At 64.4% G+C, this 24,582-nt stretch carries 21 protein-coding genes and 1 tRNA gene; 14 read left to right on the forward strand and 8 right to left on the reverse strand.

The features are described from left to right. Positions 1–481 precede the first annotated feature (481 nt). Positions 482–573 (reverse strand) — tRNA-Ser (locus GGR44_RS04315). A 232-nt stretch (positions 574–805) separates the two neighbouring features. Here GGR44_RS04315 and GGR44_RS04320 point away from each other — a divergent pair. Continuing rightward, the gene (locus tag GGR44_RS04320; RefSeq protein WP_183954256.1) at positions 806–1,588 is read left to right on the forward strand and encodes a DUF1134 domain-containing protein; all 783 of its coding nucleotides are present in this window, start codon (positions 806–808) and stop codon (positions 1,586–1,588) included. A gap of 10 nt (positions 1,589–1,598) precedes the next feature. Beyond that, the gene (locus GGR44_RS04325) at positions 1,599–2,153 is read left to right on the forward strand and encodes a pseudouridine synthase (RefSeq protein ID WP_183954257.1); all 555 of its coding nucleotides are present in this window, start codon (positions 1,599–1,601) and stop codon (positions 2,151–2,153) included. A gap of 3 nt (positions 2,154–2,156) precedes the next feature. Here the strand turns inward: GGR44_RS04325 and dinB are convergent, their stop codons facing one another. After that, positions 2,157–3,248, reverse strand: a complete 1,092-nt coding sequence (gene dinB, locus GGR44_RS04330) for a DNA polymerase IV (RefSeq protein WP_183954819.1) — start codon at positions 3,246–3,248, stop codon at positions 2,157–2,159. Positions 3,249–3,398: 150 nt separating this feature from the next. Between dinB and adh the strand changes: the two genes are divergently transcribed. The 5 genes from adh to GGR44_RS04355 all read left to right on the forward strand — a co-directional run bounded on the left by adh (position 3,399) and on the right by GGR44_RS04355 (position 10,207). After that, positions 3,399–4,919, forward strand: coding sequence for an aldehyde dehydrogenase (adh, locus tag GGR44_RS04335; RefSeq protein WP_183954820.1), 1,521 nt, complete (start codon positions 3,399–3,401; stop codon positions 4,917–4,919). Between the two features lie 166 nt (positions 4,920–5,085). After that, a complete protein-coding gene (locus GGR44_RS04340) occupies positions 5,086–5,481 on the forward strand; it encodes a DUF779 domain-containing protein (RefSeq protein ID WP_183954258.1) in 396 nt (131 codons plus the stop codon). 7 nt (positions 5,482–5,488) lie between these two features. Then, positions 5,489–6,784, forward strand: coding sequence for a DUF3422 domain-containing protein (locus tag GGR44_RS04345; protein ID WP_183954259.1), 1,296 nt, complete (start codon positions 5,489–5,491; stop codon positions 6,782–6,784). 28 nt (positions 6,785–6,812) lie between these two features. Beyond that, entirely contained in the window at positions 6,813–7,955 is a 1,143-nt protein-coding gene (locus GGR44_RS04350) for an FIST N-terminal domain-containing protein (RefSeq protein WP_183954260.1), read from the forward strand. Further along, entirely contained in the window at positions 7,952–10,207 is a 2,256-nt protein-coding gene (locus GGR44_RS04355; RefSeq protein ID WP_183954261.1) for a NahK/ErcS family hybrid sensor histidine kinase/response regulator, read from the forward strand. Before GGR44_RS04350 ends, GGR44_RS04355 begins: the two co-directional genes overlap by 4 nt. A gap of 88 nt (positions 10,208–10,295) precedes the next feature. On the opposite strand, the gene GGR44_RS04360 is transcribed toward GGR44_RS04355, so the two are convergent. The 4 genes from GGR44_RS04360 to pedF form a co-directional block, all read right to left on the reverse strand. Then, on the reverse strand, positions 10,296–11,090 hold the full coding sequence (locus tag GGR44_RS04360; RefSeq protein WP_183954262.1) for a response regulator: 795 nt from the start codon (positions 11,088–11,090) through the stop codon (positions 10,296–10,298). A 13-nt stretch (positions 11,091–11,103) separates the two neighbouring features. Continuing rightward, positions 11,104–12,852, reverse strand: a complete 1,749-nt coding sequence (locus GGR44_RS04365; protein ID WP_183954263.1) for a methanol/ethanol family PQQ-dependent dehydrogenase — start codon at positions 12,850–12,852, stop codon at positions 11,104–11,106. Between the two features lie 111 nt (positions 12,853–12,963). Next, positions 12,964–13,824 carry a substrate-binding periplasmic protein gene (locus tag GGR44_RS04370; protein WP_183954264.1) on the reverse strand — a complete coding sequence of 287 codons (861 nt, stop codon included), beginning with the start codon at positions 13,822–13,824 and terminating at the stop codon, positions 12,964–12,966. A gap of 4 nt (positions 13,825–13,828) precedes the next feature. Beyond that, a complete protein-coding gene (pedF, locus tag GGR44_RS04375; RefSeq protein ID WP_425511298.1) occupies positions 13,829–14,263 on the reverse strand; it encodes a cytochrome c-550 PedF in 435 nt (144 codons plus the stop codon). A gap of 201 nt (positions 14,264–14,464) precedes the next feature. On the opposite strand from pedF, the gene GGR44_RS04380 reads away from it, so the two are divergent. The 5 genes from GGR44_RS04380 (at position 14,465) to GGR44_RS04400 (ending at position 21,766) form a co-directional block, all read left to right on the forward strand. Then, positions 14,465–15,394: a PQQ-dependent catabolism-associated beta-propeller protein gene (locus GGR44_RS04380; RefSeq protein WP_425511299.1), complete on the forward strand. Its 930-nt coding sequence runs from the start codon at positions 14,465–14,467 to the stop codon at positions 15,392–15,394. A 142-nt stretch (positions 15,395–15,536) separates the two neighbouring features. Then, positions 15,537–16,919 (forward strand): porin, encoded by a 1,383-nt coding sequence (locus GGR44_RS04385; protein WP_183954267.1) that lies wholly within the window; start codon positions 15,537–15,539, stop codon positions 16,917–16,919. Between the two features lie 117 nt (positions 16,920–17,036). Next, positions 17,037–19,049, forward strand: coding sequence for a TonB-dependent receptor (locus GGR44_RS04390; protein WP_183954268.1), 2,013 nt, complete (start codon positions 17,037–17,039; stop codon positions 19,047–19,049). A gap of 82 nt (positions 19,050–19,131) precedes the next feature. Then, positions 19,132–21,447, forward strand: coding sequence for a TonB-dependent receptor (locus GGR44_RS04395; protein WP_183954269.1), 2,316 nt, complete (start codon positions 19,132–19,134; stop codon positions 21,445–21,447). Positions 21,448–21,475: 28 nt separating this feature from the next. Then, positions 21,476–21,766, forward strand: coding sequence for a DUF1330 domain-containing protein (locus GGR44_RS04400; RefSeq protein WP_183954270.1), 291 nt, complete (start codon positions 21,476–21,478; stop codon positions 21,764–21,766). Between the two features lie 38 nt (positions 21,767–21,804). Here the strand turns inward: GGR44_RS04400 and GGR44_RS04405 are convergent, their stop codons facing one another. Continuing rightward, a complete protein-coding gene (locus GGR44_RS04405; RefSeq protein WP_425511300.1) occupies positions 21,805–22,758 on the reverse strand; it encodes a quinoprotein relay system zinc metallohydrolase 1 in 954 nt (317 codons plus the stop codon). Positions 22,759–22,769: 11 nt separating this feature from the next. Then, positions 22,770–23,558 carry a quinoprotein dehydrogenase-associated SoxYZ-like carrier gene (locus tag GGR44_RS04410; RefSeq protein WP_183954821.1) on the reverse strand — a complete coding sequence of 263 codons (789 nt, stop codon included), beginning with the start codon at positions 23,556–23,558 and terminating at the stop codon, positions 22,770–22,772. A 132-nt stretch (positions 23,559–23,690) separates the two neighbouring features. On the opposite strand from GGR44_RS04410, the gene GGR44_RS04415 reads away from it, so the two are divergent. Beyond that, positions 23,691–24,242 (forward strand): rhodanese-like domain-containing protein, encoded by a 552-nt coding sequence (locus GGR44_RS04415; RefSeq protein WP_425511301.1) that lies wholly within the window; start codon positions 23,691–23,693, stop codon positions 24,240–24,242. Positions 24,243–24,279: 37 nt separating this feature from the next. Beyond that, positions 24,280–24,510, forward strand: a complete 231-nt coding sequence (locus GGR44_RS04420; RefSeq protein ID WP_183954273.1) for a cupredoxin domain-containing protein — start codon at positions 24,280–24,282, stop codon at positions 24,508–24,510. Positions 24,511–24,582 lie beyond the last annotated feature (72 nt).

Genomic DNA, 24,582 nt, shown 5'->3' on the forward strand with positions numbered 1-24,582 from the left:
TTCGATGCCTTCATGCCGCGCCTCCTTGCCCAGCCAAGGAAATCTGAGGCTGAAAACTCTAGCTCAAAGCGATCCAGTTTTCAGGTGGCAGAGCACCAGCCCTGATAATCGTCGATCTGGGCCATGGCCCGCTTCAGGCTGGCGAAGTCATTCTTGTCCATATTCACTTTCCTTTCCGAAGTTCATTTTTCTGGCCTTCCGTCAGGGATGAGGTTTAGCCCTGATTACCAAGCGCCGGGCGCAGCCAGGATCGAACAATGCGAGATTATTTCGAATTTTCGGAAGCCCTAAAAGCGCCTGAACTATGTGCGTCACTATATGGTGACAACTGAAACGCTCGCCACTTTCAGCCAGCTTGCGTAGCGATATCGCTACACGCGCCTCATGAACTGCCGGCGAATTTTTGATGTGGTGTATTTGGTGGGGATGATTTCAGGCCGCTTAGAAAAGCGCAGGAAAATCATGGCACTAGTCTAAGTTCTGGCGGAGACGCCGGGATTCGAACCCGGGGTGCCCCATTCAGGGCACGACGGTTTAGCAAACCGCTGGTTTCAGCCACTCACCCACGTCTCCGCACGCCGTGCACCCACCGCGCAGGGCGGGCAATGGCTGTGTGGAGAGCGCCTATAACGAGCGGCTGGGCACATGGCAACGGCCATATTTGCCTTTGCGCACTGACAGGCCGCCATAATGCCGATTCAGTCTGCCGCGAAATCGACTCGGGTCGCCGTTCGTTCATTGTCGTTTCAGCTTCAGGACGGTTAACTGCGCCGATCAAACGCCAAAATGGCCGGGGAGCACAAATATGTCGGGCAACGCAATGCAATGGGTCAGCCGCATCGGCCCGGCGGGCATGATGATCGTCGCGCTGGCGGCCATGGCGATCGCGCCCGCAAGGGCGCAGGTGCGCACCATCGACCCCAACAGCGCGATCGACGCCGACCTGGCGCCGCCGCCCCCCGCCAATGCGATGCCGACCGAACCGGGGGTCAGCACCGACAGCAGCATCTATGACAGCAATGCCGACACCGGTGCTTCAGCCGGGAGCACGGCGACCGGCGCGCCTGTCACAGCCAATTCCCCGCCATCAGCGCCAGACGCCGCCATATCCTATCAGGAAGACGATCTGATCGGCGCGGCCGAGGGCGTGTTCGGCAAGGGCGCCGAAGGGCTGGCCGGGCTGATCGAAAAGGTTCTGAAGGATCAGGGGCGACCCAACGCCTATATCGCCGGGCGTGAGGCGTCGGGAGCCTTCGTCGTCGGGCTTCGCTACGGCTCGGGCACGCTCAATCACAAGGTCGAGGGCAAGCGCGAGGTTTACTGGACCGGCCCGTCCATCGGCTTTGATGTCGGCGGCAATGCCTCCAACACCTTCGTCCTCGTCTATAATCTGTATGACACGCAGGATCTCTTCCACCGCTTCCCGGCTGCGGAGGGCACGGCCTATCTAGTCGGCGGCTTCACCGCCACCTATCTGCGCTGGGGCAATGTAGTGCTTATCCCGATCCGGCTGGGTGTGGGATACCGGCTGGGCGTCAATGCGGGTTACATGAAATTCACCGAAAAGCGGACCTGGCTGCCCTTCTGATCCGCGCCCGATGCGCCTTATCCTGTTCAACAAGCCCTATGGGGTGCTGAGCCAGTTCACCGACAAGGGGACGGCGGGGTCGCCCCGCCCCACCCTTTCGGCCTTCATTGACGCGCCCGGCGTCTACCCCGCCGGGCGACTGGACCGCGACAGCGAGGGGCTGTTGCTGCTGACCGACGATGGCGGCTTGCAGGCGCGGATCGCAGAACCCCGGTTCAAGATGCCCAAGACCTATCTGGCGCAGGTCGAAGGCGATGTCACCGACGAGGCGCTGGCGCAGTTGCGAAGCGGCGTGCAATTGAACGATGGCATGACCCGCCCGGCCGAGGCCGAACGCATCGACGACCCGGCTTTGTGGCCTCGCGATCCGCCGGTGCGATTTCGCAAGAGCGTCCCCGACGGCTGGTTGCAACTCACGATCCGCGAGGGCCGCAACCGGCAGGTGCGACGGATGACGGCGGCCGTCGGCCACCCGACGCTGCGACTGGTGCGGTGGCGCATCGGCGACTGGTCGCTGGACGATCTGGAGCCCGGAACATGGCGGGACGCCGACCCGCGCCTGTAACCATCAGATGGCGAGCGCCAGTTGGCCGCCCGCCCCGTCCTCGTCGCCATCATCCTCCAGATTGTGGATGCCAAGGCCCAGCAGACGGGCACCCATGCGCAGCGGCAATTGCGCCAGCAGCAAATCGCGCCCGATCTGCGCCAGCAGGTCGGATGACGCCACCGCCGCGTGCAGGCTGTGCGAACGGGTGATGATCCGAAAATCCGCGAACTTGATTTTCAGCACCACGGTTCGCCCGCGCGCCCGCGCCCTCTCCGCCCGGCCCCATAAATTGGCGGCGATCCGGTCGATCTCGGCCACCAGCCTGTCCCGGTCCGTCACATCGTCGAAAAACGTATCCTCGACACTGATCGACTTGCGCCCCTGGCGCTCGTGCACCGGTCGATCGTCCTGTCCCCGCGCCGCGCGATAGTAGAAAGGCGCGGCGCTGCCGAAATGCGCCTGAAGGAATGGCAGGTCGCGCGCGCGCAGGTCGGCGCCCGTCTCTATGCCCAATTGCTGCATCCTTGCCGCAGTCACCGGGCCGACGCCATGGATGCGCCGCACGGGCATGGCGGCCATGAAATCGGCGCCTTGATCCGGTCGCACGACACAGATGCCGTCGGGCTTGTTCTGGTCCGACGCCAGCTTGGCGATCAGCTTGTTATAGGACACGCCCGCCGATGCTGTAAGACCCGTTTCCTCGCGGATCATGCGGCGAATTTCCTCAGCGATGCGGGTGGCCGACGCGATGCCGGGCTTGTTTTCCGTCACGTCCAGATAGGCTTCGTCGAGCGACAGGGGCTGGATGATGTCGGTGAAGCGGGCGAAGATGGCGCGCACCTGCGCCGACACCGCCCGATAGGCTTCGAACCGGGGCGGGACGAAGATCAGCGAAGGGCATAACCGCCGCGCCCGCGCGCCCGGCATGGCGGATCGGACGCCAAAGGCGCGCGCTTCATAGCTTGCCGTGGCCACCACGCCGCGCGGCCCGCCGCCGCCCACCGCAATGGGTTGCCCGCGAAGGTCGGGATTATCCCGCTGCTCCACCGAAGCATAAAAGGCGTCCATGTCGATATGGATGATCTTGCGCGGCGGGGATGGCGGCGAGTCCATGATCTGGTTCCATGCCATAGCCGGAACGAAAAAGGAACATTGACGTCGCGCAATCCGGGATCGCCAACCACATTGACCGAAGGTCCAATTGCCTCCCTGGCCCGCAATGCCATTTTCAACGCCAATTCCAATCAACCTGGGAGTAGGATGATGTTGCAACAGGCCATGGAGCGGTTTGCCGGCAAGACGCTGATCCGCGACACATATGAAAATTACATCGGCGGCCAGTGGGTCGCCCCGGCAGGCGGCGAATATTTCGACAATATCTCGCCGGTGACCGGTCAGGTGGTGTGCAAGATCGCGCGTGGCGGCGCTGCCGATATCGAACTGGCGCTGGACGCCGCGCACAAGGCGAAGGACGCTTGGGCGAAGGCATCGCCGACCGAACGGTCGAACATCCTGCTGAAGATGGCCGACCGCATGGAGGCCAATCTCGACCTGATCGCGATGGCCGAAACCATCGACAACGGCAAGCCGATCCGCGAAACCACCCATGCCGACATTCCGTTGGCCATCGACCATTTCCGCTACTTCGCCGGCTGCGCCCGCGCGCAGGAAGGGTCGATCTGCGAAATCGACCATGACACCATCGCCTATCACTTCCATGAACCGCTGGGCGTCGTGGGTCAGATCATCCCCTGGAACTTCCCGCTGCTGATGGCCGTGTGGAAGCTGGCCCCGGCTCTGGCCGCTGGCAACTGCATCGTGCTCAAGCCCGCCGAACAGACGCCGATGTCGATCATGGTGCTGATGGAAATCATCGGCGACCTGCTGCCGCCGGGCGTGCTGAACGTCGTCAACGGCTTTGGCGTCGAAGCGGGCAAGCCGCTCGCCAGCAACAAGCGCATCAGCAAGATCGCCTTTACAGGCGAAACCACCACCGGCCGGCTGATCATGCAATATGCGTCGGAAAACCTGACCCCGGTCACGCTGGAACTGGGTGGCAAGTCGCCCAACATCTTCTTCGAAGACGTGATGGACGCCGACGACGATTATTTCGACAAGTGCCTGGAAGGTTTTGCGATGTTCGCCCTTAACCAGGGTGAGGTCTGCACCTGTCCCAGCCGCGCGCTGATCCAGGAGTCGATCTTCGAAAAGTTCATCGACCGCGCCATTGCCCGCGTGAAGGCGATCAGGCAGGGCAGCCCGCTCGATCCGTCGACCATGATCGGCGCGCAGGCGTCGAACGATCAGCTCGAAAAGATCCTGTCCTATATCAGGATCGGCCTCGATGAAGGCGCAGAACTGCTGACGGGCGGCGAACGCGCGAGCCTCGATGGCGAACTGGCCGAAGGCTATTATGTGACCCCGACCGTGCTGAAGGGCCACAACAAGATGCGGATTTTCCAGGAGGAGATCTTTGGCCCCGTCCTGTCGGTCACGACCTTCAAGGATGAAGCCGAAGCACTCGCCATCGCCAACGACACGCTCTATGGCCTGGGCGCGGGCGTGTGGACCCGCGATGGCAGCCGCGCCTATCGCATGGGCCGCGCGATCCAGGCGGGCCGCGTGTGGACCAACTGCTACCACGCTTACCCCGCCCATGCGGCGTTCGGCGGCTACAAACAGTCGGGCATCGGCCGCGAAAACCACAAGATGATGATGGATCATTATCAGCAGACCAAGAATCTGCTGGTCAGCTACAGCCCCAAGGCGCTGGGCTTTTTCTGATCGCGTCCTCCCCGTCGCCGGGCGTTTCCGCCCGACGGCCGGGAAACGCTATGGCTGTCCGGGTCGAAGGCTCTCTACTCCCTCTCCATCCTTCGACCGACGGCGGGCATCTTCCCGATGCCCGCCGTCTGGCATTTCACCGTCCCCATATTGCAAGGAGGTCGGCATGACGGACGACATTCCCCCGCGCATTTTGGCTACGGCGCAAGCGGAGGCGCTGATAGCGCGGCTGACGACGCGCCACGGCCCGTTGATGTTTCACCAGTCCGGCGGCTGCTGCGACGGCTCCGCGCCGATGTGCTTTGCGCGCGGCGAGTTCAGGGTCGGCGCGCAGGACGTGCTGCTCGGCCATGTCGCAGGCGATGTACCGGTTTGGATCGGCGCGGCGCAATTCGAATATTGGCGTCACACGCAAGTGACGATCGACGTCGTTCCGGGGCGGGGCGCGGGCATGTCGCTCGAAAGTCCCGAGGGGCAACGCTTCATCGTGCGGTCGCGCCTCTTTTCCGATGCGGAGAATCGCGCGCTGACGGCGGCGGGCGAACCGCCCCGTGGGGGCTGAGGCCGCCATGCGCTTCGTCGAACATCCCCAAAGGCGGCAGGTGGTCGGCGAGATGCATCTGCGCCGCTTTCCCCTGCTCACCCTGCCCGCGCAGGCTTTGCAAATCGTCCATATGCTCGAGGAAGGGGAACGCGCGCGGGAGATGGAAGCCCTTGCCACCCTCACCTGCCCCTGCCGGTCGGACGGCGCCCGCCATCTGGAGGCGCGCTGGTCGGACGATGCCCGGATCACATGGGAAGGGCATAGCGAGGCGGGCACCGCCACCCTGACGTTGACCGGGCCGGACGCCCTGCCCCTCGACTGGCGGCTGCCCGATGAAGGCCCGGCGGCGCAGGCGCTGCGCTGGATCGAACAATTGCCCGGCCAGGCAATCCGCGCAACCCATGTCATCATGGTGGATGACGAGGCCACGGCGCAGGCCATCGTCGACGCGGCGGCGTTCAGCCCGTCCCATCTCGTGTCCTGCCATGTCAGCGGCGGGGCAAGGATATGGAGCGACTTTCGCATTCATGCCGACGGCTATGGCCGACTGGTGATCGCCGCCAACGGCCTGTCCTCCGGCGATCTTGCCCGCTGCGTCCAGAAACTTCAGGAACTGGGCAATTATCGCAACATGGCGCTCACTGGCCTGCCGGTGGCGCAAAATGGCTGGTCGCAGCTTGCGAGCATCGGCGAGGCTCTGGAACGTACGGGCCGCGCCCTTCGCGATGGACGGGAGCGCGACGACGATCTGCTGGACGCGCTGACCATGCAGAGCGCCACCCTCCTGTCGATCGCCAGCGCCTGCGATTTCCGGATGAGCGCGACCGCCGCCTATGCCCGCATCGTCGCCGATCGCCTGGCGGAACTGGACGTGCGCCCCATTGCGGGCTTCCAGTCGCTCAGCGATTTCACCGGCCGCCGCTTCAACCCGGCGATGCGCACCTGTTCCGCCTTTGCCGAGCGGCTGGCGCTGCTCGGCGGGCGGGCGGCGCAATTCACCGGGCTGCTGCGCACGCGGATCGAGACGCATATCGAAAATCAGAACGCCCGCCTGCTGACATCCATGGACGCCAGCGCCCGGATGCAGTTGCGGCTGCAACATCTGGTCGAGGGCCTGTCGGTCGTCGCGATCAGCTATTATGCGCTGGGCCTGCTGTCCTATCCCCTGAAAGCGGTCGAAAAGATCGCGCCCGCACTGTCGTCCACCCTGGCGCTGGGCCTGGCCGCCCCCATCGTTGTTCTGACCATTTCCGCGCTGATGGGACGAATGCGTCGCAAGCTGATTTCAACCGGTGACAATCGCCCGCAAGAAGGTTCATAAAAGGCCATAAAGATGAGGGGATGAGGGGATGACCTTATTGGCTCGCGGCATTGGATTCGCCTCCAGTCACGCCGCCGATCCGGTTCAGGCGATGGACGATGTCATGGCGCAGCTTGGCGATGAACCGCTGGCGGGCATGTTGATGTTCTGTTCCCACCGTTTTGATCGGGGCGATCTGGCCCGGGCCATCAACCTGCGCAGCGAAGGCGTGGTGACCATCGGTTGCACCAGTTCGGGCGAACTGACGAACCATGGCTATGATCAGGACAGCCTGAGCGTCATCGGCTTCCCCGCGGATGGTTTCCGTTTGCTGTCCCAGCATTTCGACGATGTCGACAATTTCGATCCTGTTGCCGCGCGCGACGCGATCCGGACGCTTGTGGCGGTCGCCGAACGCGACAGCCGTCATCTGGGCGACAAGGTCAATCATGTCGCCCTGTTCCTGGTCGATGGCCTGTCGCACAGCGAAGAATTGCTGACCATGACCATACAGGATGCGCTGGGAGACATTCCTTTGATCGGCGGGTCGTCGGGCGATGGCCTCATGTTCCGGGAAACCGCGATATTCGAAGGCGGCCGGTTTCAGACCCATGCCGGCGTCGTCGCCATCCTGTCAACGCCGCGCCCGGTGCATGTGTTCAAGGCGCAGCATTACCGTCCGAGCGCGGAAAAGATGGTGGTGACCGGCGCCCTGCCGCATGATCGGATCGTCACCGAAATCAACGCTGAACCGGCCGCGCAGGAATATCTGCGCCTGGCCGGCCATGCAGGCGAGGAACTGGGCATAGAATTTTACGCCGCCCATCCGCCTATGGTCCGCGCGGGCGGCGAATATCATGTGCGCTCCATCCAGAGCGCCAATGCCGACGGCAGCCTGACATTCTATTGCGCCATAGATGAAGGCATCGTGCTGGCCGTGGGCGAACCGGTCGACCGGATCGATGGCATGAAAAAGCTGTTCACTGACATCGAAAGGCGCGTGGGCAAGGTCGACCGGATCATCGCCTTTGACTGCGTGCTCAACCGCATCGACGCCGAACAGCGCCAGATCGGCCGCTTGGTCTCCGAACTCTACGGCCGGCATCGGGTCATCGGCTTCAACACCTATGGCGAACAATATCACGCCCTGCATGTGAACCAGACGTTCAGCGGGCTGGCCATCGGGCGATGAGCGGCAAAGCCCGGCTTGCGCCGGAAGACCTTGACCCGGAAAAGGAAAGCCTGCGCGAGGAAGTGCGCAAGCTGCGCAAGATCAACGCGGCGCTGATGGACCGGGTCGAACGGTCGAGCGATATGGCCGGCAACGCCTTTGCGATGTTCGAAACCGCGATCTCGCTGGAATCCAAGGTCCGCAAACGCACCGTCGAACTGGAGGACGCCCTGTCCCGGCTGGCGACGGCCAATGCCGATCTGGCGAAGGCCCATGCCGCCGCCGACGCCATGCGGATGCGCCTGCGCGACGCGATTGATTCCATCAACGAAGGCTTCGTGCTGTTCGATGCAGAGGACAAGCTTGTCCTGTTCAACGAGGCATATCTCGGCTTCTGGCCGGAAATCGCCGATCAGGTGGAGGAAGGCATGGCGTTCGACGCCATCGCCAAGCTGGCGGCGGCGCAGCACCGCCCCCCTGGCTCGATCGTCGGCCCTGATCGCTGGGTCTCCGATCGCCTCGCCCGCCACAGCGTCGCCAGCGGCGGCCATGTGCAGGCGCTGGCTGATGGCCGCTGGGTCCAGGTCAACGAGTTGCGGACCAGCGAGGGCGGCATTGTCGGCATCTATACCGACATTACCGAGGTCAAGGCGGAGGACGCTCGCAACCGCGCTCGCGAACTGGCGGAACGCAACATCGTGTTGCAGGCGACGCTCGACAATCTGTCTGAGGGCGTGTGCCTGTTTGATGCCGAAGGGCGGCTGGCGGCCTGGAACGACGCATTGCAACGCTTGCTTGGCCTGCCCGCGGACTGGGGCCAGGGCGTTAGCACCCATGCCGATCTGATCGCATGGTGCCGCGGCGAACTGGGTATGCAGGATGACGGCTGCCTCGACTGGCGCGGCGACCGTCGCCTGGGCGAACGAATCCAGCGTCGGGTGAACATCGATTCCCGCTGTTTCGAAGTGCGCAGCAACGCCATGGAACGGGGCGGTCAGGTGATCGGCTTTACCGACATCACCGACATGCTGCGCGCGCAGGCCAGTTTGCAGGAAACGGCCGAAACGCTCGAGCGCCGCGTCGCGGAGCGGACAGCCGAACTGGTCGAGGTCAATTCCCGACTGGAAGGCGAAGTTGCCGAGCGGCGGCAGGTGGAGGCACAGTTGCTGGAAGCCAAGACCGTCGCGGAACGCGCCAATCTGTCGAAAACCAGCTTTCTGGCCGCCGCCAGCCACGACCTGTTGCAGCCGCTGAACGCCGCCCGCCTGTTCGTCGCCGCGCTGGCCGACCGTCGCCTCGCCCTGCCCACCCGGGCGCTCGTCAACCAGACGTCGACGGCGCTGGATTCGGTCGAGGACTTGCTGGAGGCGTTGCTCGAAATCAGCCGCCTCGACGCAGGGGCGATCCAGCCTGAAATATCCAATTTCCTGCTCGATCAGTTGATTGAAACATTGCGCGTCGAATTCGCACCGATGGCGCGATCAGCGGGCCTTGAACTGGTGGTGGAAAGCGGCCCCGCTTGGGTGCGGTCCGACATCCGCCTGTTGCGCCGCATCCTCCAGAATTTCGTTTCCAATGCGGTCCGCTATACCCAGCGCGGATCGGTGCGGGTGCGCTGCGCTGTGGGGTCGAGCCATGTCCGGGTCAGCGTGTCGGATACCGGCCCCGGCATCGCACCCGACAACCAGTTACTGATTTTCGAGGAATTCCGCCGGTTCGACACCCGTCAGGGCGGCAAAGGGCTGGGTCTGGCCATCGTCAAGCGCGCCAGCGACATGCTGCGCCATCCGATCCTGCTCGAATCCATGCCGGGGCGCGGATCGACCTTTTCCATCGACGTGCCGCGTGGCGAGCCCGTGCAGCAGGACGGCGGACCGACCGATAGCGCCGGGCGCGACCGTTCCATGCGCGGCCTGTCGGTGCTGGTCATCGACAATGAACGCTCGATCCAGAGCGGAATGCGCACATTGCTGGAGGGTTGGGGCTGCCGCGTCACGGTCACCGCCAGCTATGACGAGGCCACGGCCAACTTCCCGCGCGAGAAAGCGCCCGATGTGGTGCTGGTCGACTATCATCTGAACAATGGCGAGACGGGCGACGAAACGATTGATCGACTGGCAGTCCATTTCGGCATGGCCGTGCGCGCAATCATGATTTCGGCGGACCGCGGCGAAGAATTGAAGGCCAGGCTCGACGAACGCGGCATCCCCCTTCTCAACAAGCCGGTAAAGCCGGCCCAGTTGCGCGCCCTGCTGCGCACCATGACGGATTAGGGCCAGGGCCGCGCGGCCGCGCGGTCACGTCGTTAATCAGGGCGACACTGGCGGACGCACTTTATCCCGTGCGCCCAGGCAGACGGGATCAGTCGTTGCCTTCAGCGATGAAATGGACGCGGTTGGCCTTGATGACCGCCTGGGTGCGGCTCAGCACGCCCAGCTTCTGCAAAATGGCCGACACATGCGCCTTTATCGTGGTCATCGACACGCCAAGGTCATGCGCGATCTGCTTGTTCAGGCGACCACGAACCAGATGGGCGAGCACGGTGCGCTGCTGCGGCGTCAGCGTTTCGATGCGGCGGTTGATGTCTTCCTCGTCAGGCGAAGGCGCAGCGGCCTCTCCCGTGGTTTCAGGCAGATAGATTTCGCCCGCAACGATGCGGTGCAGCGCTTGGACGATGCCGCTGCGCTTCATGGATTTGGGAATGAAGCCCGCCGCGCCGGCCGCCAGCGCCTCCTGAACGATGGCGCGATCGAAGGCGCCGGACACCATGACAACGGGCAGGATCGGGAAGCGGGAGCGGAGCAGCCGCAATCCGTCGAGCCGACGGACATCGGGAATGTTGAGATCGAGCAGGACAAGGTCGAAACTGTCCTGCTTTTCCAGCAAGGACACCGCTTCATCCAGGCTGGCGGCCTCCAGCACTTCGCAGGAATCGAAACTGATGGCGATCACACTGCGAAGGCCATCGCGCACCAGTGGATGATCGTCGACGATCAAAACCCGTTCCATGATCGCAGCGGCGCCCATTTCGTCGATCATCTCCCCTGCCCTATCCCGATCATCGATCAAAGCACGGGGCGTGGCAAGGCGCATCGCGACCGGGGCGATGCCCGCCGCCGCCTGTTGTCCCTGATGTCCACGCCCCATGATGATCATGCCGACCGCCTCCTTATTTCGGCAGCTTGAACACCCAGAGCGAACCGCCCTGGTTGATGTCCTTGAACGACTTGGCGACTTCGCCGCCCCACAGCGGCACCGCGCCGCCCCAGCCGGACATCACCGCCACATATTGTTCGCCATCCTGTTCCCAGGTGACGGGCGATCCGACCACACCCGAACCCGTCTGGAACTTCCACAGTTCCTGCCCGGTTTTCGCGTCAAAGGCCTTCAGATAGCCTTCGGGCGTGCCCGTGAAGACCAGATTGCCGCCGGTCGTCAGCACCCCGCCCCACAGCGGCGCCTTGTTTTTATATTCCCAAACGATCTTGCCGGTCCTGGGGTCCATGGCGCGCAGGGCGCCGATATGGTCGTCCGCAATCGACTTGATGGTGAAGCCCGCGCCCAGATAGGCCGCGCCCTTCTTGTAGGCGATGCCCTCGTTCCAGATGTCCATGCCCCAGTCGTTCGACGGGATGTAGAACAGGCCGGTATCCTGGCTATAGGCCATCGGCATCCAGTTCTTGCCGCCCAGGAAGGACGGGCTGGCGAAGACCGAACCGCCCTTTTCGCCCGCCGCGCCCGGAGCGCCGGGACGGTTGGCGGCGATATAGTTGGGACGGCCGGTCTTGGCATTGAAGCCATCGGCCCAGGTCGTCTGCATGACGAACTTGTGCGCCCCGATGAACTTGCCGTTGGTGCGGTCGAGCACAAAGAAATAGCCGTTACGGTCGGCCTTAGCGCCCAGCTTCATCGGCTTGCCGTTGATCGTCGCGTCGAACGGAATGAATTCGTTCACGCCGTCAAAGTCCCAGCCGTCGTGCGGCGTGGTCTGGTAATGCCATTTGATGACGCCCGTGTCCGGGTCGATCGCCAGCGTCGAACTGGTGTAGAGATTGTCGCCGGGCCGCAAGTGGCTGTTCCACGGCGACGGGTTGCCGGTGCCGAAGAAGAGCAGGTTGGTTTCCGGGTCATAGGTGCCGCCCAGCCAGGTCGCGCCGCCCCCGGTCTTCCAAAGGTCGCCGGCCCAGGTGGCGTTGGTCTTGCCGGTGATGCCGTTATCCTTGCCGTTCAGGGCACCCATATGCCCCTCAATCGTCGGACGACGCCACACCAGTTCGCCGGTGTTGACGTCGCGCGCTTCGACAGCGCCGACGACACCGAATTCACCGCCCGAATTGCCATAAATGACCTTGCCCTTGACGATGATCGGCGCAGCGGTGGCCGAATAGCCGGCCTGATAATCGGCGGTCTGCTTGTTCCAGATGACCTTGCCGGTGTGGCGGTTCAGCGCCACGAGCCGCGCGTCAAGCGTGGCGAAGATGATCTTGTCGCCATAAATGGCGGCGCCGCGGTTGACGACGTCGCAGCAGGGCATGATGCCGTCGGGCAGGCGGGCGTCATATTGCCATTTTTCCTCACCGGTGCGGGCGTCGAAGGCGAACAGGCGGGAATAGGAGCCGGTGACGTAGATCATGCCATCATAAACGATCGGCTGCGCTTCCTGACCACGCTGCTTTTCGCCGCCCAGCGAAGCGGCGAAGGCGGGAACCAGCCTGGCGACATTGCCGGCGTTGATGGCGCTCAGCGCGCTGAAGCGATGCGCCTGCGGACCCATGCCATAGGTGAGAACGTCGCCGGTCGAAGCCGCGTCGTTCATCAGATCGGCGTCGGTCGGCCCTTCGGCCAGCAGCGGCGCGGCGCTCAGCGTCAGCGCCAGCGCGGCAACGCCGGACAGCCTCCGCAAGATTTGTCCCTTCATAACCATCCTCCCTTGTTGCAGAAGCGCGAACCAGCGCCCCCTGTTGCCGTCAGACTATGATGTAAGGCGCGGGCGGCAATTGAACCTTGGGTCGCCGCCGTCGCCTCTTTTTCAGCCCATCGCGAGCGCAGGCGCCCAGCTGACGCCGCGCGCGGCGAACAGCGCCTTCATCTGGCCGCTGGCCGCCATGGCGGTGATGATGTCCTCGACAGCGTCGCCCAGCGTGCGGCTGTTTTCCTTGACCGCCATGCCGATGTCCCAGCCCGGCGAGGTGAAAGCGGGCAACGGCCCCCTGCGCACCGCGACGCGATCAGCGCCGCCGTGACTGAGCGCCTCCTCGATCTGGGCGCGGCTGGCGAGCACGGCGTCGGCCTTTCCGTCCTTCACCGCTGCAACGGCTTCGGAACCGCTCATATAATGGGCGACATCCCTTGCCAGCAGGCCGCCGAAGGAGCCGAGCAGGTAGAAATCGGGGATGCTGTCGAGTTCCGCCGCAAGCTTCCGTCCGCGCCACTGGGGCGGCATTCCCTCCAGATCGAGCTGACTCTTGATCCCGGCGAACTGGAAGCTTTCGCGATAATAGGGCGCGATGATCGCGACCTGATCGTTGCGCGAAGCAAAAACGCGGTCGAACGGCACATGCAGCATCAGGTCGCCGGGCACGAAGCCGAGCAGGCCCCCTTTCCACACGCCGTTGCGCAGATCGTCGTCGACGCTTTCGTCAGCCGCGATCTGCGCCACATCGGCGCGGACGCCGAGCTTTTCGGCGATCGCATGGGCGATATCGACGTCAAGGCCGACCAGTTTGCCGCCCTCTTCCCACGACCATGGCCGGTTATCCTTGTAAACGACGACCCGAAGGACACCCAGCGCCTTGACCTTTGCCAATGGCGCCGCCCGAGCCATGCCCGGCAACAGGCCCAGCGCAAGCGCCGCGCCCATGCCGCCGATCAATCCGCGCCGGTCGATCATGGCGTCATTCCTGATGCTTGGTTTCAAGCCAGGCGCGAATGGCCCAGCCCGCTTTCTGACCCAGCACGTCGCCGAACGGCGGCATGTAGACCTTCCCGTCATGGCTGGAACCATGGCGGAACCGCTCCAGGAACCACTGGTCGCCCGACTCGCCCAGCTCCAGATAGCGCAGATCAGGCGCAATGCCGCCGCTCTCCGCGTCCAGACCATGGCAACGGGCGCAGTTCTGCCCATAGGCCGACTGGCCGATCTCGATCGCCTTGGCGTTGCCGGTATAGGGGTTGGCGGCCAGCCATTCCTGACCGATGTCGGGCAGGGCCGACGTATCAACCGCCTGCGGCGTCACATCGCCATGGGCCATCAACGCGCTCGCGCTCGCCGTAACGCCCAGAATTGCGGCAGCGCCCAGCAGGGCCGCTTTCCCGAATTGCATCTCCATCATCCTCTACCCAGAAAAACTGAACGTCCCTGTTGGGGATGATGTTAGGCGAAGCGGGCGGGCGACCCCATTGACCATTGGTACAATGCCGTCGCGGGCAAGCGCCCTGTAGACCGCGAATAATCCCAAGGGATGAAAAGCCGATCTGGAGAGGATTGCCCGATGAACCGCCTTGCCTTTGCCGGTATCTGCGCCGGTCTGATGTTCTTGCCGGGCGCGCTCCAGGCCGAGACGCTCTATGTCTCCAACGAACGGGGCGACAGCATCACCGTTATCGACGCGGCGTCCAGGGCAGTCGTTGCGACCTGGCCGGTCGGCGGTCGGCCGCGCGGCATCACGGTGTCGAAGGACGGACGTTACATCTATGTCTGCGCCAGCGCCGACCATGCGGTGCAGGTGATCGACCGGGCGACGGGCAAGGTTGTCGCCGACCTGCCATCGGGACAGGATCCCGAACAATTCTTCCTGTCGCGGGACGGCGCGATGCTGTTCATCGCCAATGAAGACAATGCGGCCTTGACCGCCGTCGATCTGAAAACCCGCACCGTCGCATTTCAGGTCGATGTCGGCGGCGAACCCGAGGGCGTGGCGCAAAGCCCGGACTCGCGATGGATCGCGGTGACGTCCGAAGAGGATAATGTCGTCAACTGGATCGACAGCCGATCGCACGAAATGATCGGCGAAACGCCGACCGACCTGCGCCCCCGCCACGTTGAATTTACCGGCGACGGCAAGGAATTGTGGATCGCGGCGGAAGTGGGCGGCACAGTGCAGATCGCAGACCCGGCGACCCGGAAAATCGTCGCAACGCTCCACTTCGCGATCCCCGGCATTCCCGAACATCGCATCCTGCCCTGCGGCATCCGCTTCACGCCCGATGGCAAGACGGCCATCGTTGCGCTGGGCCGGGCCGACCATGTCGCGCTGGTCGATGTCGCGACACGCAAGGTGCGCGCCTATGTACCGGTCGGCCGTCGCATATGGCACTTGGCGGTCAGCGCAGACGGCGCCTTCGCCTATACGGCCGACGGCCTGTCCGATCAGGTGTCGGTGATCGACCTCGCCAACGCAAGGGCTGTCGCCACGGTGCCAACCGGCGCAGCCCCCTGGGGCATCGCGATTGCGCCGTGACAAAGGCGGCATGATCCCAAGGAACGAGAACCAAAGTTCAATTTAGCGTCCCCGCAACCGGGCCCATCCTCCCACGCAGGCCGAAACGGCCGAAGACGAAACGGCCAGCATTCAGACGGCCGACAATTTGAGGGAGGATATTATGAAGAAGGCAAGGCTCTTCCATGGAGCGGCGATGGCGTTGATGCTGGCCGCAAGCGCAACGCCGGCAATGGCGGGCACGACCGCCGACCTTCTCAAGCGACTGCACGAAAAGGGCATCCTCACCGACGAGGAATATCAGGAATTGCTGAAGGGCGAGGCCGCGGAAACGGCGCAGGCCCCGGCCGTAACCCCGGACGCTTCGGGCGGCAAGCCGCTGGTCCGCATGGCCGATAGCGGCATCGGTCTTGAAATGGGCGACGTCACGCTCAAATTTTCGGGTTCGGTCAACGGCTTCTATGTCCATGACAATGGCGAGGCGCCCAACGCTACCAATACCGTGGTCGGCGGCGTCGCAACGGTGGGCGGCAACACGTCGGCCATCCGCAACGGTCTGCTGCCTGGTTTCCTGAAGGTGGAAGCGACCACCAATCAGGGCGGCTGGGATGTCGGCGCGCATTTCGGCATGTATCCCGGCATCAACTCGGTCAGCTATGTCGGCGGCGGCGCCAACAGCGGCGGCAACCCCCGCGCGTTGCAAACGGCTGGGATCGATTTCCGTCAGACATACCTGACCTTCGGCCGGGCAGGCTTTGGCGAGGTGAAGATCGGTCGCGACATCGGCCTGTTCGGTTCGGAAGCGATCCTCAACGACATCACCCTGCTGTCGTCGGGCACGCCGGCGGGCAATGTCGCGCCGTCCAACACGACGCTGGGTCGCATCGGCGTGGGCTATATCTACACCGACTTCCAGCCGCAGATCACTTACACGACGCCCCATTTCGGCGGCTTCACCGCCAGCGTCGGCATCTTTGAACCGCTGTCCTCGCTGACCGGTCCGGCCGAATCGAACAAGCAGCCCGGTTTCCAGGCCAAGTTCGTCTATGATGGCCAGTTCGGCGACGTCGCGACACGCCTGTGGCTGTCGGGCATCACCCAGAAGCATAATGTGATTGTCGGCCCCGACTATACCGGCTGGGGCTGGGACGCGGGCGCCAAGGTCACCTTTGGTCCGGTGACCTTCGTCGGCACCTATTATGACGCTTCGGGGCTGGGTACGACCGCCCTCAACCTGTTCGACACCGATGGCGCTGGCGACAAGCGCGACAGCCATGGCTTCTACCTCCAGAGCCTTGCCAGCTTCGGCAAATTCTCGGTTGGCGGCAGCTATGGCGAGAGCAATCTCGACCATGCCAATGTCGCCGACGCGCTGGCCAATCCCGCCCTGGTGTCGAAGAACAGCAGTTGGGTCGGTCAGGTCCGCTATGGCCTGAACAGTTGGGTCACGCTGCTGGGCGAATATATCAGCACCACGTCGAAGGCGCATAACGGCAACAAGGCGTCGTCCGACGCCATTGCAGCCGGAGCCATCCTCTTCTTCTGATCCGACCCAAGGACCAATGTCACGGGGGACGGGCCGCATCCTAAAAAGGGGTGCGGCCCTTTCCGTTTGCAAAGCCCATGAAAAATCGGAAAGGGAGGGCCGCCTGAGGGGATCGCCATGAAGACCATCATTTTGCCTGCCATGTTGTTGACCGCACCCGCCGCTGCTTGGGCGCAGGCGCCAGCGGATGACGGTTCAGACACGCCCATCATCGTTACGGGCGCAGGCCTGCCGCTGCCGCCGGGGACGCCCGCCTACGGGTCCGTGGTGATCGCGCGCGAGCGGCTGGAAAACAGCGCGTCGGGCCGTATCGAGACAGTTCTGGGCGACGTCGCCGGATTCCAGCAGTTCCGCCGCTCCGACAGCCGGTCAGCCAATCCGTCGGCGCAAGGGGCGACACTTCGCGCGCTGGGCGGCAATGCGTCCAGCCGGACGCTGGTGCTGCTCGACGGCGTGCCGATGGCGGACCCGTTTTTCGGTTATATTCCCTTTTCCGCGCTGGTGCCCGACCGCCTGTCGGTGGTGCGGGTGACGCGCGGCGGCGGCATTGGCGCTTTCGGCGCTGGCGCGGTCGCCGGGTCGATCGAACTGGCCAGCGCCACGCGCGACCAGTTGCCCAATTTCGCCGCCAGCGCCTTTTACGGCAGCCGCGACGCGACCGAAATGTCGGGCGCGCTGACCGCCGATCTGGGCGGCGGCTATGCGACGCTGTCGGGGCGGTGGGACCGTGGCGACGGCTTCCAGACAACGCCAGGCGACCAGCGCACCGCCGCGACCGTTCCGGCCGCCTATGACGGCTGGTCGACCAATTTGCGCGCGGTCGCGTCCATTTCGGCCCATTCCGAACTGCAATTCCGCGCCACCCTGTTCCGCGACGAACGCACGCTGCGCTTTTCAGGCGCGGACAGCAGCAGCGAAGGCCAGGACGCCAGCATCCACTATATCCATCGCGGCGCATGGCAGGTCGATGCCCTCGCCTATATTCAATCGCGCAATTTCTCCAACATCGTTATTTCCTCCTCGTCCTTCCGCAAATCGCTGGATCAGCGCAACACGCCGTCGACCGGCGTCGGCGGCAAGATCGAGCTGCGCCCGCCGGTGGGTGAGGATCATGTGCTGCGGCTGGGCGCGGACACCCGCTTCGCCACGGGCGATATGTTCGAAAACGCCTATAATGCGGGCGATCCAGCCAATCCGCTCACCTCGCTGCGCCATGCGGGGGGCGACCAGATCACCACCGGCGTCTTTGCCGAGGATGACTGGACCATTGGCAACCTCGTCCTAACGGGTGGCGTCCGCGCCGACCATTGGTCGATCAGCAACGGCTTCTATCAGCAGGTGACGCCAGCGGGCGCGATCACACGGAACGACCGCTATGCCGACCGGTCCGACTGGCAGTTTTCGGGCCGGGCGGGCGCGCTCTATCGCTTCAGCGACGCGGTCGCCGTCCGCGCGGCGGGCTATACCGGCTTCCGCCTGCCGACGCTCAATGAGCTGTATCGGCCCTTCACCGTTTTCCCCATCACAACGCGCGCCAACGCCGCGCTCACGCCCGAAAAGCTGAAAGGCGCGGAAGCCGGAATTGACCTGACCCCCCTGCCCGGCCTGACCCTGTCCGCCACCGGTTTCTACAACCGGCTGGACGACGCCATCGCCAATGTGACCATCGACGCCGTCACGCGCGAGCGGCGCAATGTCGACGCCATCGTCGCCAAGGGCGTGGAACTGACCGCCAGCGGCCGGATGGGCGCGATGTTGTTGTCGGCATCCTATGCCTATAGCCATTCGACGGTGAAGGCGCCGGGTGAGCCCTTCGACGGGCTGACCCCCAACCAAAGCCCGCGCCACGCCGCCAGTGCGACGCTGGCCTGGGAGCCGACCCACGGCCCCGCCCTGTCGGCGACGCTGCGTTATGTTTCGAAGCAATATGAGGACGACCTGCAAAGCGATGTCCTGCCCGACGCGCTAACGCTGGACGCGGTGGCGCGGATGCCCGTCGGCCATGGCGTCACGCTGGTCGCGCGCGGCGAAAACCTGTTCGACGAAACCGTTGTAACGCGCAATGCGGGCGGCTCCATGGACCTGGGCACGCCGCGCACCTTGTGGATCGGCGTGCGCTTCGCCCGCTGACCGCCGACCCAAAGTAGCATGGAGGCAGCCCCGCCCCCTTCCTAGCATCCCGAAAATCGAGAACGATAATCGGAGGATGCGCATGAACGGGATTGCCGCCCTGCTGGCCGGAACGGCCGGTTTGTTATTGGCGGGGCAAGCGGCGGCGCAAAAGCAGGACAACGTCGCCAATGCCCAGACGATCATCGTGACCGCGCCGGGCGGCGCCATCGACGTCGACGATGCGCTGGCCGTTTCCGCCGACGACATCGGCCGGGCGGGCGCACCCGATCTGCTGGCCGCTCTGACCCGCACCATGGCGGGCGTGACCCTTCAGGACGCGCAGGGCAATCCATGGCAACCCAATCTCGTCTATCGCGGCTTCACAGCCTCCCCGCTTCAGGGGCAGGCGCAGGGGCTGGCCGTCTACCTCGACGGCGCCCGCTTCAACCAGCCCTTTGGCGATACGGTGGGCTTCGACCTGTTGCCGCAAGCCGCGATCCGCAAGGCTTCGATCCTCGACGCCAGCCCGGTCTATGGCCTCAACGCGCTGGGCGGGTCGATGCTGGTCGAAACCCGCAACGGCCGAAGCGATCCGGGGCTGGAGGCGAGCCTGACCGGCGGGCGCTTTGATGCGCGGCAGGCCAGCATCGCGGGCGGCTTCGCCAGCGGCGCGTTCAGCGCCTTTGGCGCGTTCGAATATCGGCATGAGGATGGCTGGCGCGATTATTCGCCCTCCACGCTTTACAACGGCTATCTGGACCTGGGCTTCGACACCGCGACTGGCGGCCTGCACATGAAGGTCATTGCGGCAGACACCGACCTGACCGGTAATGGCGTCGCCCCGGTCGAATTGCTGGCGGCCGACCGGCGCGCTGTCTTCACCTGGCCCGACAACAGCCGCGCTCGCTATGAAAGGATCAGCCTCCATCCGTGGGTCGCGCTGTCCGACCGCACCCGAATCGAGGGTACGCTCTATGCCCAACGCCTGAAGCTGCGGTCGCTGAACGGCGACGCCGCCGACATCGAAGGGTGCGAGGACGAGGATGCACAGGGCTATCTTTGCCTCGAAACCGTCGGCGCGAGCGACGATGAGGAGGACCAGGCGGTGCTGACCAACGCGGCCGGCAATCCCATAGCCGACATGCTGGATGGCGAGGATTATGGCGTGCTCAATCGCGGCCGCACCGTGACAAAGGCGATGGGCGCATTGTTCCAGATCATCGACGAACGCCCGATGCTGGCGGGCGACAACCATTTCGCTCTGGGCGTCAGCTATGATGGCGGCCGGACGCGCTTTGATACATCGGTTGAACTGGGCGCAATGACCGAGGACCGCAGCGTCGAGGGGCTGGCCGCGATGATCGTGCAGGCCGATGGCGCCATCGCACCGGTCGGTCTTGTCGCCCATACTGACTATTGGGGCGTGTTCGCGCAGGATCGCCTGCCCATCGCGCCCGGCCTGTCGGCGGAACTGGGCCTGCGCTACAATCATGCGCGCATTGAACTCAAGGACCAGATCGGCGCCGCGCTCAACGGCCTGCACCATTTCCGTCGCCTCAACCCCGGCGTCGAACTGGATTATGCGGTTAGTGAAGGATTGAACCTGCGCGCGGGCTATGCCGAAAGCAACCGCGCGCCGACCCCGGCGGAACTGTCCTGCGCCGACGAAAATGCGCCTTGCAGCCTCGCCAATTTCTTCATCGCCGATCCGCCGCTGAGGCAGGTGGTGGCAAAGAGCTGGGAAGCGGGCGCGCGCGGCCATGCCAGGCTGGGCGGCTTTCGCATCGACTGGCTGGCCTCGGCCTATCGCACGCGCAACCGCAACGATATTCAGTTCGTCGCCTCAAACATTCGCGGCCGCGCCTATTTTCGCAATATCGGCGCGACCCGGCGACAAGGGGTCGAACTGGGCCTGAAGGCGTTGCGCGGCGGCCTTTCCGCCGGGCTGAGCTATGCCTTCACCGATGCGCGTTATCTGGACGACCTGAAGCTTTCGAGTCCCGCCAATCCAGCGGCGGACGACGATGGCGCAATTGGGGTGGCAAAGGGCGACCATCTGCCCGGCATCCCGCACCACAGCGCGACGCTCAGCCTCGACTATGCGGCCAGGGGGTGGTCGGTCGGCGGCGAGCTGATCGCCCGGTCCGGCCAGTATCTTGTCGGTGACGAGGGCAACGACAATCCCAAAATCCCCGGCTACGTCATCGTCAATCTGCGCGGTAGCATCACCCTCCTGCCCGGCGTCAGCCTGTTCGGCGAAGTCCGCAACGCCTTCAACCGGCGCTATGCGACCTTCGGCACATTCAGCGAAGTGGACGAGGTCGACCTGGCCGAGGCGCCGGGCGCATCCGATCCGCGCGCCTATGGCCCCGGCGCGCCGCGCCGCTGGTATGGAGGGGTGAGGGCCAGATTCTGAAAAGAGCGAAAGAAGAGGAGAGATACTGATGACTGCCTATTTCGTGGCCGTTCGCACGGCGATTAAGGACGCTGACGCCATGCAGACCTATGGCGAAATGGTGCCGCCCACCATGGCGGGCCACGCGATCACGCCGCTGGCCGTCTATGGCAAGGTCCGTGCGACCGACGGGCCGGCCACCGACGGCGCCGTCATCATCGCTTTTCCCAGCTTTGCGGAAGCCGAAGCATGGTATGACAGCCCTGCCTATCAGGAGGCGCTCGCCTATCGCCTGAAGGGCGCGGACTATCAGACGTTCATCATAGAGGGCGTCGACTGAGACAAGAACAAATGGGCGGGGTCATCCCGCCCTCTTTCTCAGTTGGAGGGAAGATCGACGCGCGGCAACAGCCGGCCCTCCAGCGCGGGATAAAGGTGCGACACGCTGCGCTGCAATTCATAGCGCGCCAGCTTCAACGAAGCGAAGCGATCGGGAATGGCGATCATCCCCGCCTCCACCATGTCGAGCCCGGATTGCACCGCCGCGCTCAACGCCGGTTCCAGCCAGTCGATCCAGTCGCGGGTCTGGTCGATGGCGGTAACGCCTTCGGGGTCGAGCGGACCATGGCCGGGCAGCATCCCGCCATGTTTCTCGCTCTTCAGCCGGTCCAGACTGGCGCGCCATAAGGCAAGGTCCGCATTGGGCGTGCTGGGCGCGCGATCATGGAACACCAGGTCGCCGCCGATCATCAGGCCCGTCGTCTCGTCGACCAGCGCCAGATCCGCGTCGCTATGGCCCGAAAGGCTCAGCAGGCGCAGGCCCCGCCCGCCAAATTCCTCATGCGCCGTCGTAATCGCCAACCCCGGCACGGCAATATCAGTGCCCCGCATCCAGTCGCCCAAAATGCGATACATGGAATCGGAATAACCGCCGCCATCCCGCCGCATCGCCGTAATCGTGCCGGGCAGAGCCGCAACGATGGCGGGATCGAACGCCGCAATGCCCATGCCATGATCGGGGTGGATGTGCGTCACATAAACGCGGATCACCGGCTTGCCCGTCAATTGTTCGGCAACGGATTTCAGCTTCGCCGCATAGCGGATGGAAGGCCCGCAATCGCACAGAACCGCGCCTGCCGGTGTTGCGATGATGGCGATGTTGGCGATCGCCCCGCCATTGTCGAAAGCGATGGGTTCGTCAGCGCCGCGCACCATCCATATGCCATCCGCGACGGCGACAGGGTTGATGGCGTAATCGTGGCCCGCGCGGCCGACGCCGGCAGTGAAGGTTGCGGCGGCGCCCATCATCATAGCGCGGCGGGACAGCCATATGCGCGCCATCGTCAAGGCGCCGACGCCAGCGGGTGGGGAGATTGTTTCGCCACGGCCACTCGCGCGCGATAGTCGCGACCGTTGGTATCGCGCGCCTCGACGGTCAGCATCTCGCCGGGTTGCGCGGCGGGCATCAGCGTGATGGCCGGATCCTCCGCCACGCTGGCCCAGATTTCCATCGTCCCCAGGGGCTCGCGGCCGACGCCCTTCACGCTCAACGCCTCAAGATGATAGGTCGCGATATTTTCGACCAGGCCCGTGTCCATGGGATGACGGAAACTGAGCCGCAACCGGGCGTTGCCGTCAGCCACAGGCCATGCCTCCCCGCGTATCTCGCCCAGATGCTCGGCCCAGTCGCCCTTCACCCGGCTGACCGGCGGGGCCGAACAGCCGCCGCCAGCCGCATCGACCCATTCGCCCGAAACCAGCCATTCCCCGCTCGCCAACTGCACCGCACCGCGCACCGGCGTTCGTTGGTCCAGCTTGATGCGGGTGGCGATATAGGGTTCCGCTCCCTCCGGCCGATAATCGATGGCGACGGGTATGGGATTGAGATCGGCGAACAGGATGATCCGCTTCACCCCTTCGATGCCGCGCGCGTCGATCGCGACCGGAAAGGCGCGCTGGTTCTCCGCGATCATCGGGTGCTGCACCTTGACGCGCGGATCGAAGCGCACCGGATCGGCGCCGAACAATGTCGCCGCATGAGCATTCCACATGGGCGACCCCAGGGGATCGACCGGAGCCGTGCGCGCATGAGCGGCCGATTGCGCTGCGGCCATGAGGGTCAGCGCAAGCATGATGGAACGGCGGTCGCCTCGTTTCACATCCTTGTCCCTTGGTGCTGGTCTAAAGCCTTGGGTCTTGCGCTACCATTGGACCTTGGAGTGATGTCAGTCAGGGATGGGAGCGGCATGGTGGCTTCAAGGCGCATGGGCGCGATCGCCTTGCTAATGCTGGGGTTCGGGGCGACCGTTGGCGCAACTGTTGCTCAGGAGCGGCTGTTCGATCAGCAGGGCTATCGCATCGCCCGCTATCGCGCGCCTGCACGCAACGCTCCGCCCCGCGTCGGCCGCATCGCCCCGGCGGCGGCGGCCCAGCTTCGCCCCGACGTCGATGCCCTGTTCATCGACGTGCTGCCGGCCGAAGGCGCAGCGCACGACGGTGCGGGCGGATGGCGCCTTGCCCGCCCGCATGACGGCATCGCCGGATCGCATTGGTTCCCCGAAGCAGGTCGGGGGGCGCCCGACCCGGCGATAACCGACTGGTTCAGGCGCGGCGTCGACCGGCTGACCCATGGCCGGCGGGATCGCATGATCATCACCTACTGCCTGTCGGACTGCTGGATGGGCTGGAACGCGGCGATGCGCCTGCGCGATTGGGGGTACGGCAATGTCTGGTGGATGGCGGAGGGAACCGATGGCTGGCGCGGCCTGGGACTGCCCCTTGTCGATGTGCGTCCCGCCGCCGAACCGGCGCACTAACACCAAAGGCCTATTGCAAAGCTGCGCCTTCGATCCGATGACCGGACGCCAGCCGGGTCTGGATGGCGTCAAGGGCATGCCCCATTACTCGGTGGGAATGGTCGCTATGGGGCAGGTGGGCAAGCTAAGCTCAGCCCTGCCGACATCAGCGCGACCAAAGCGGGAAAAGCTGCCGCGCTTTGCCGACAAACCAATGACGGCGCTTCTGGCCAGGATAAAAAAAGCGAGAGATGCAGGCGATTTGAGTCGATCGGCGCAAGAGCGCTGATCTTTTGCCCCGTATTAAAGGGGCAAGGCACAGGTTAAGTCAGACGAGCAGCGCCCAGGTCAGACCAGCGAT

Origin of the sequence: Sphingobium fontiphilum, from assembly GCF_014196635.1 — a bacterium.
GTDB lineage: Bacteria > Pseudomonadota > Alphaproteobacteria > Sphingomonadales > Sphingomonadaceae > Sphingobium > Sphingobium fontiphilum.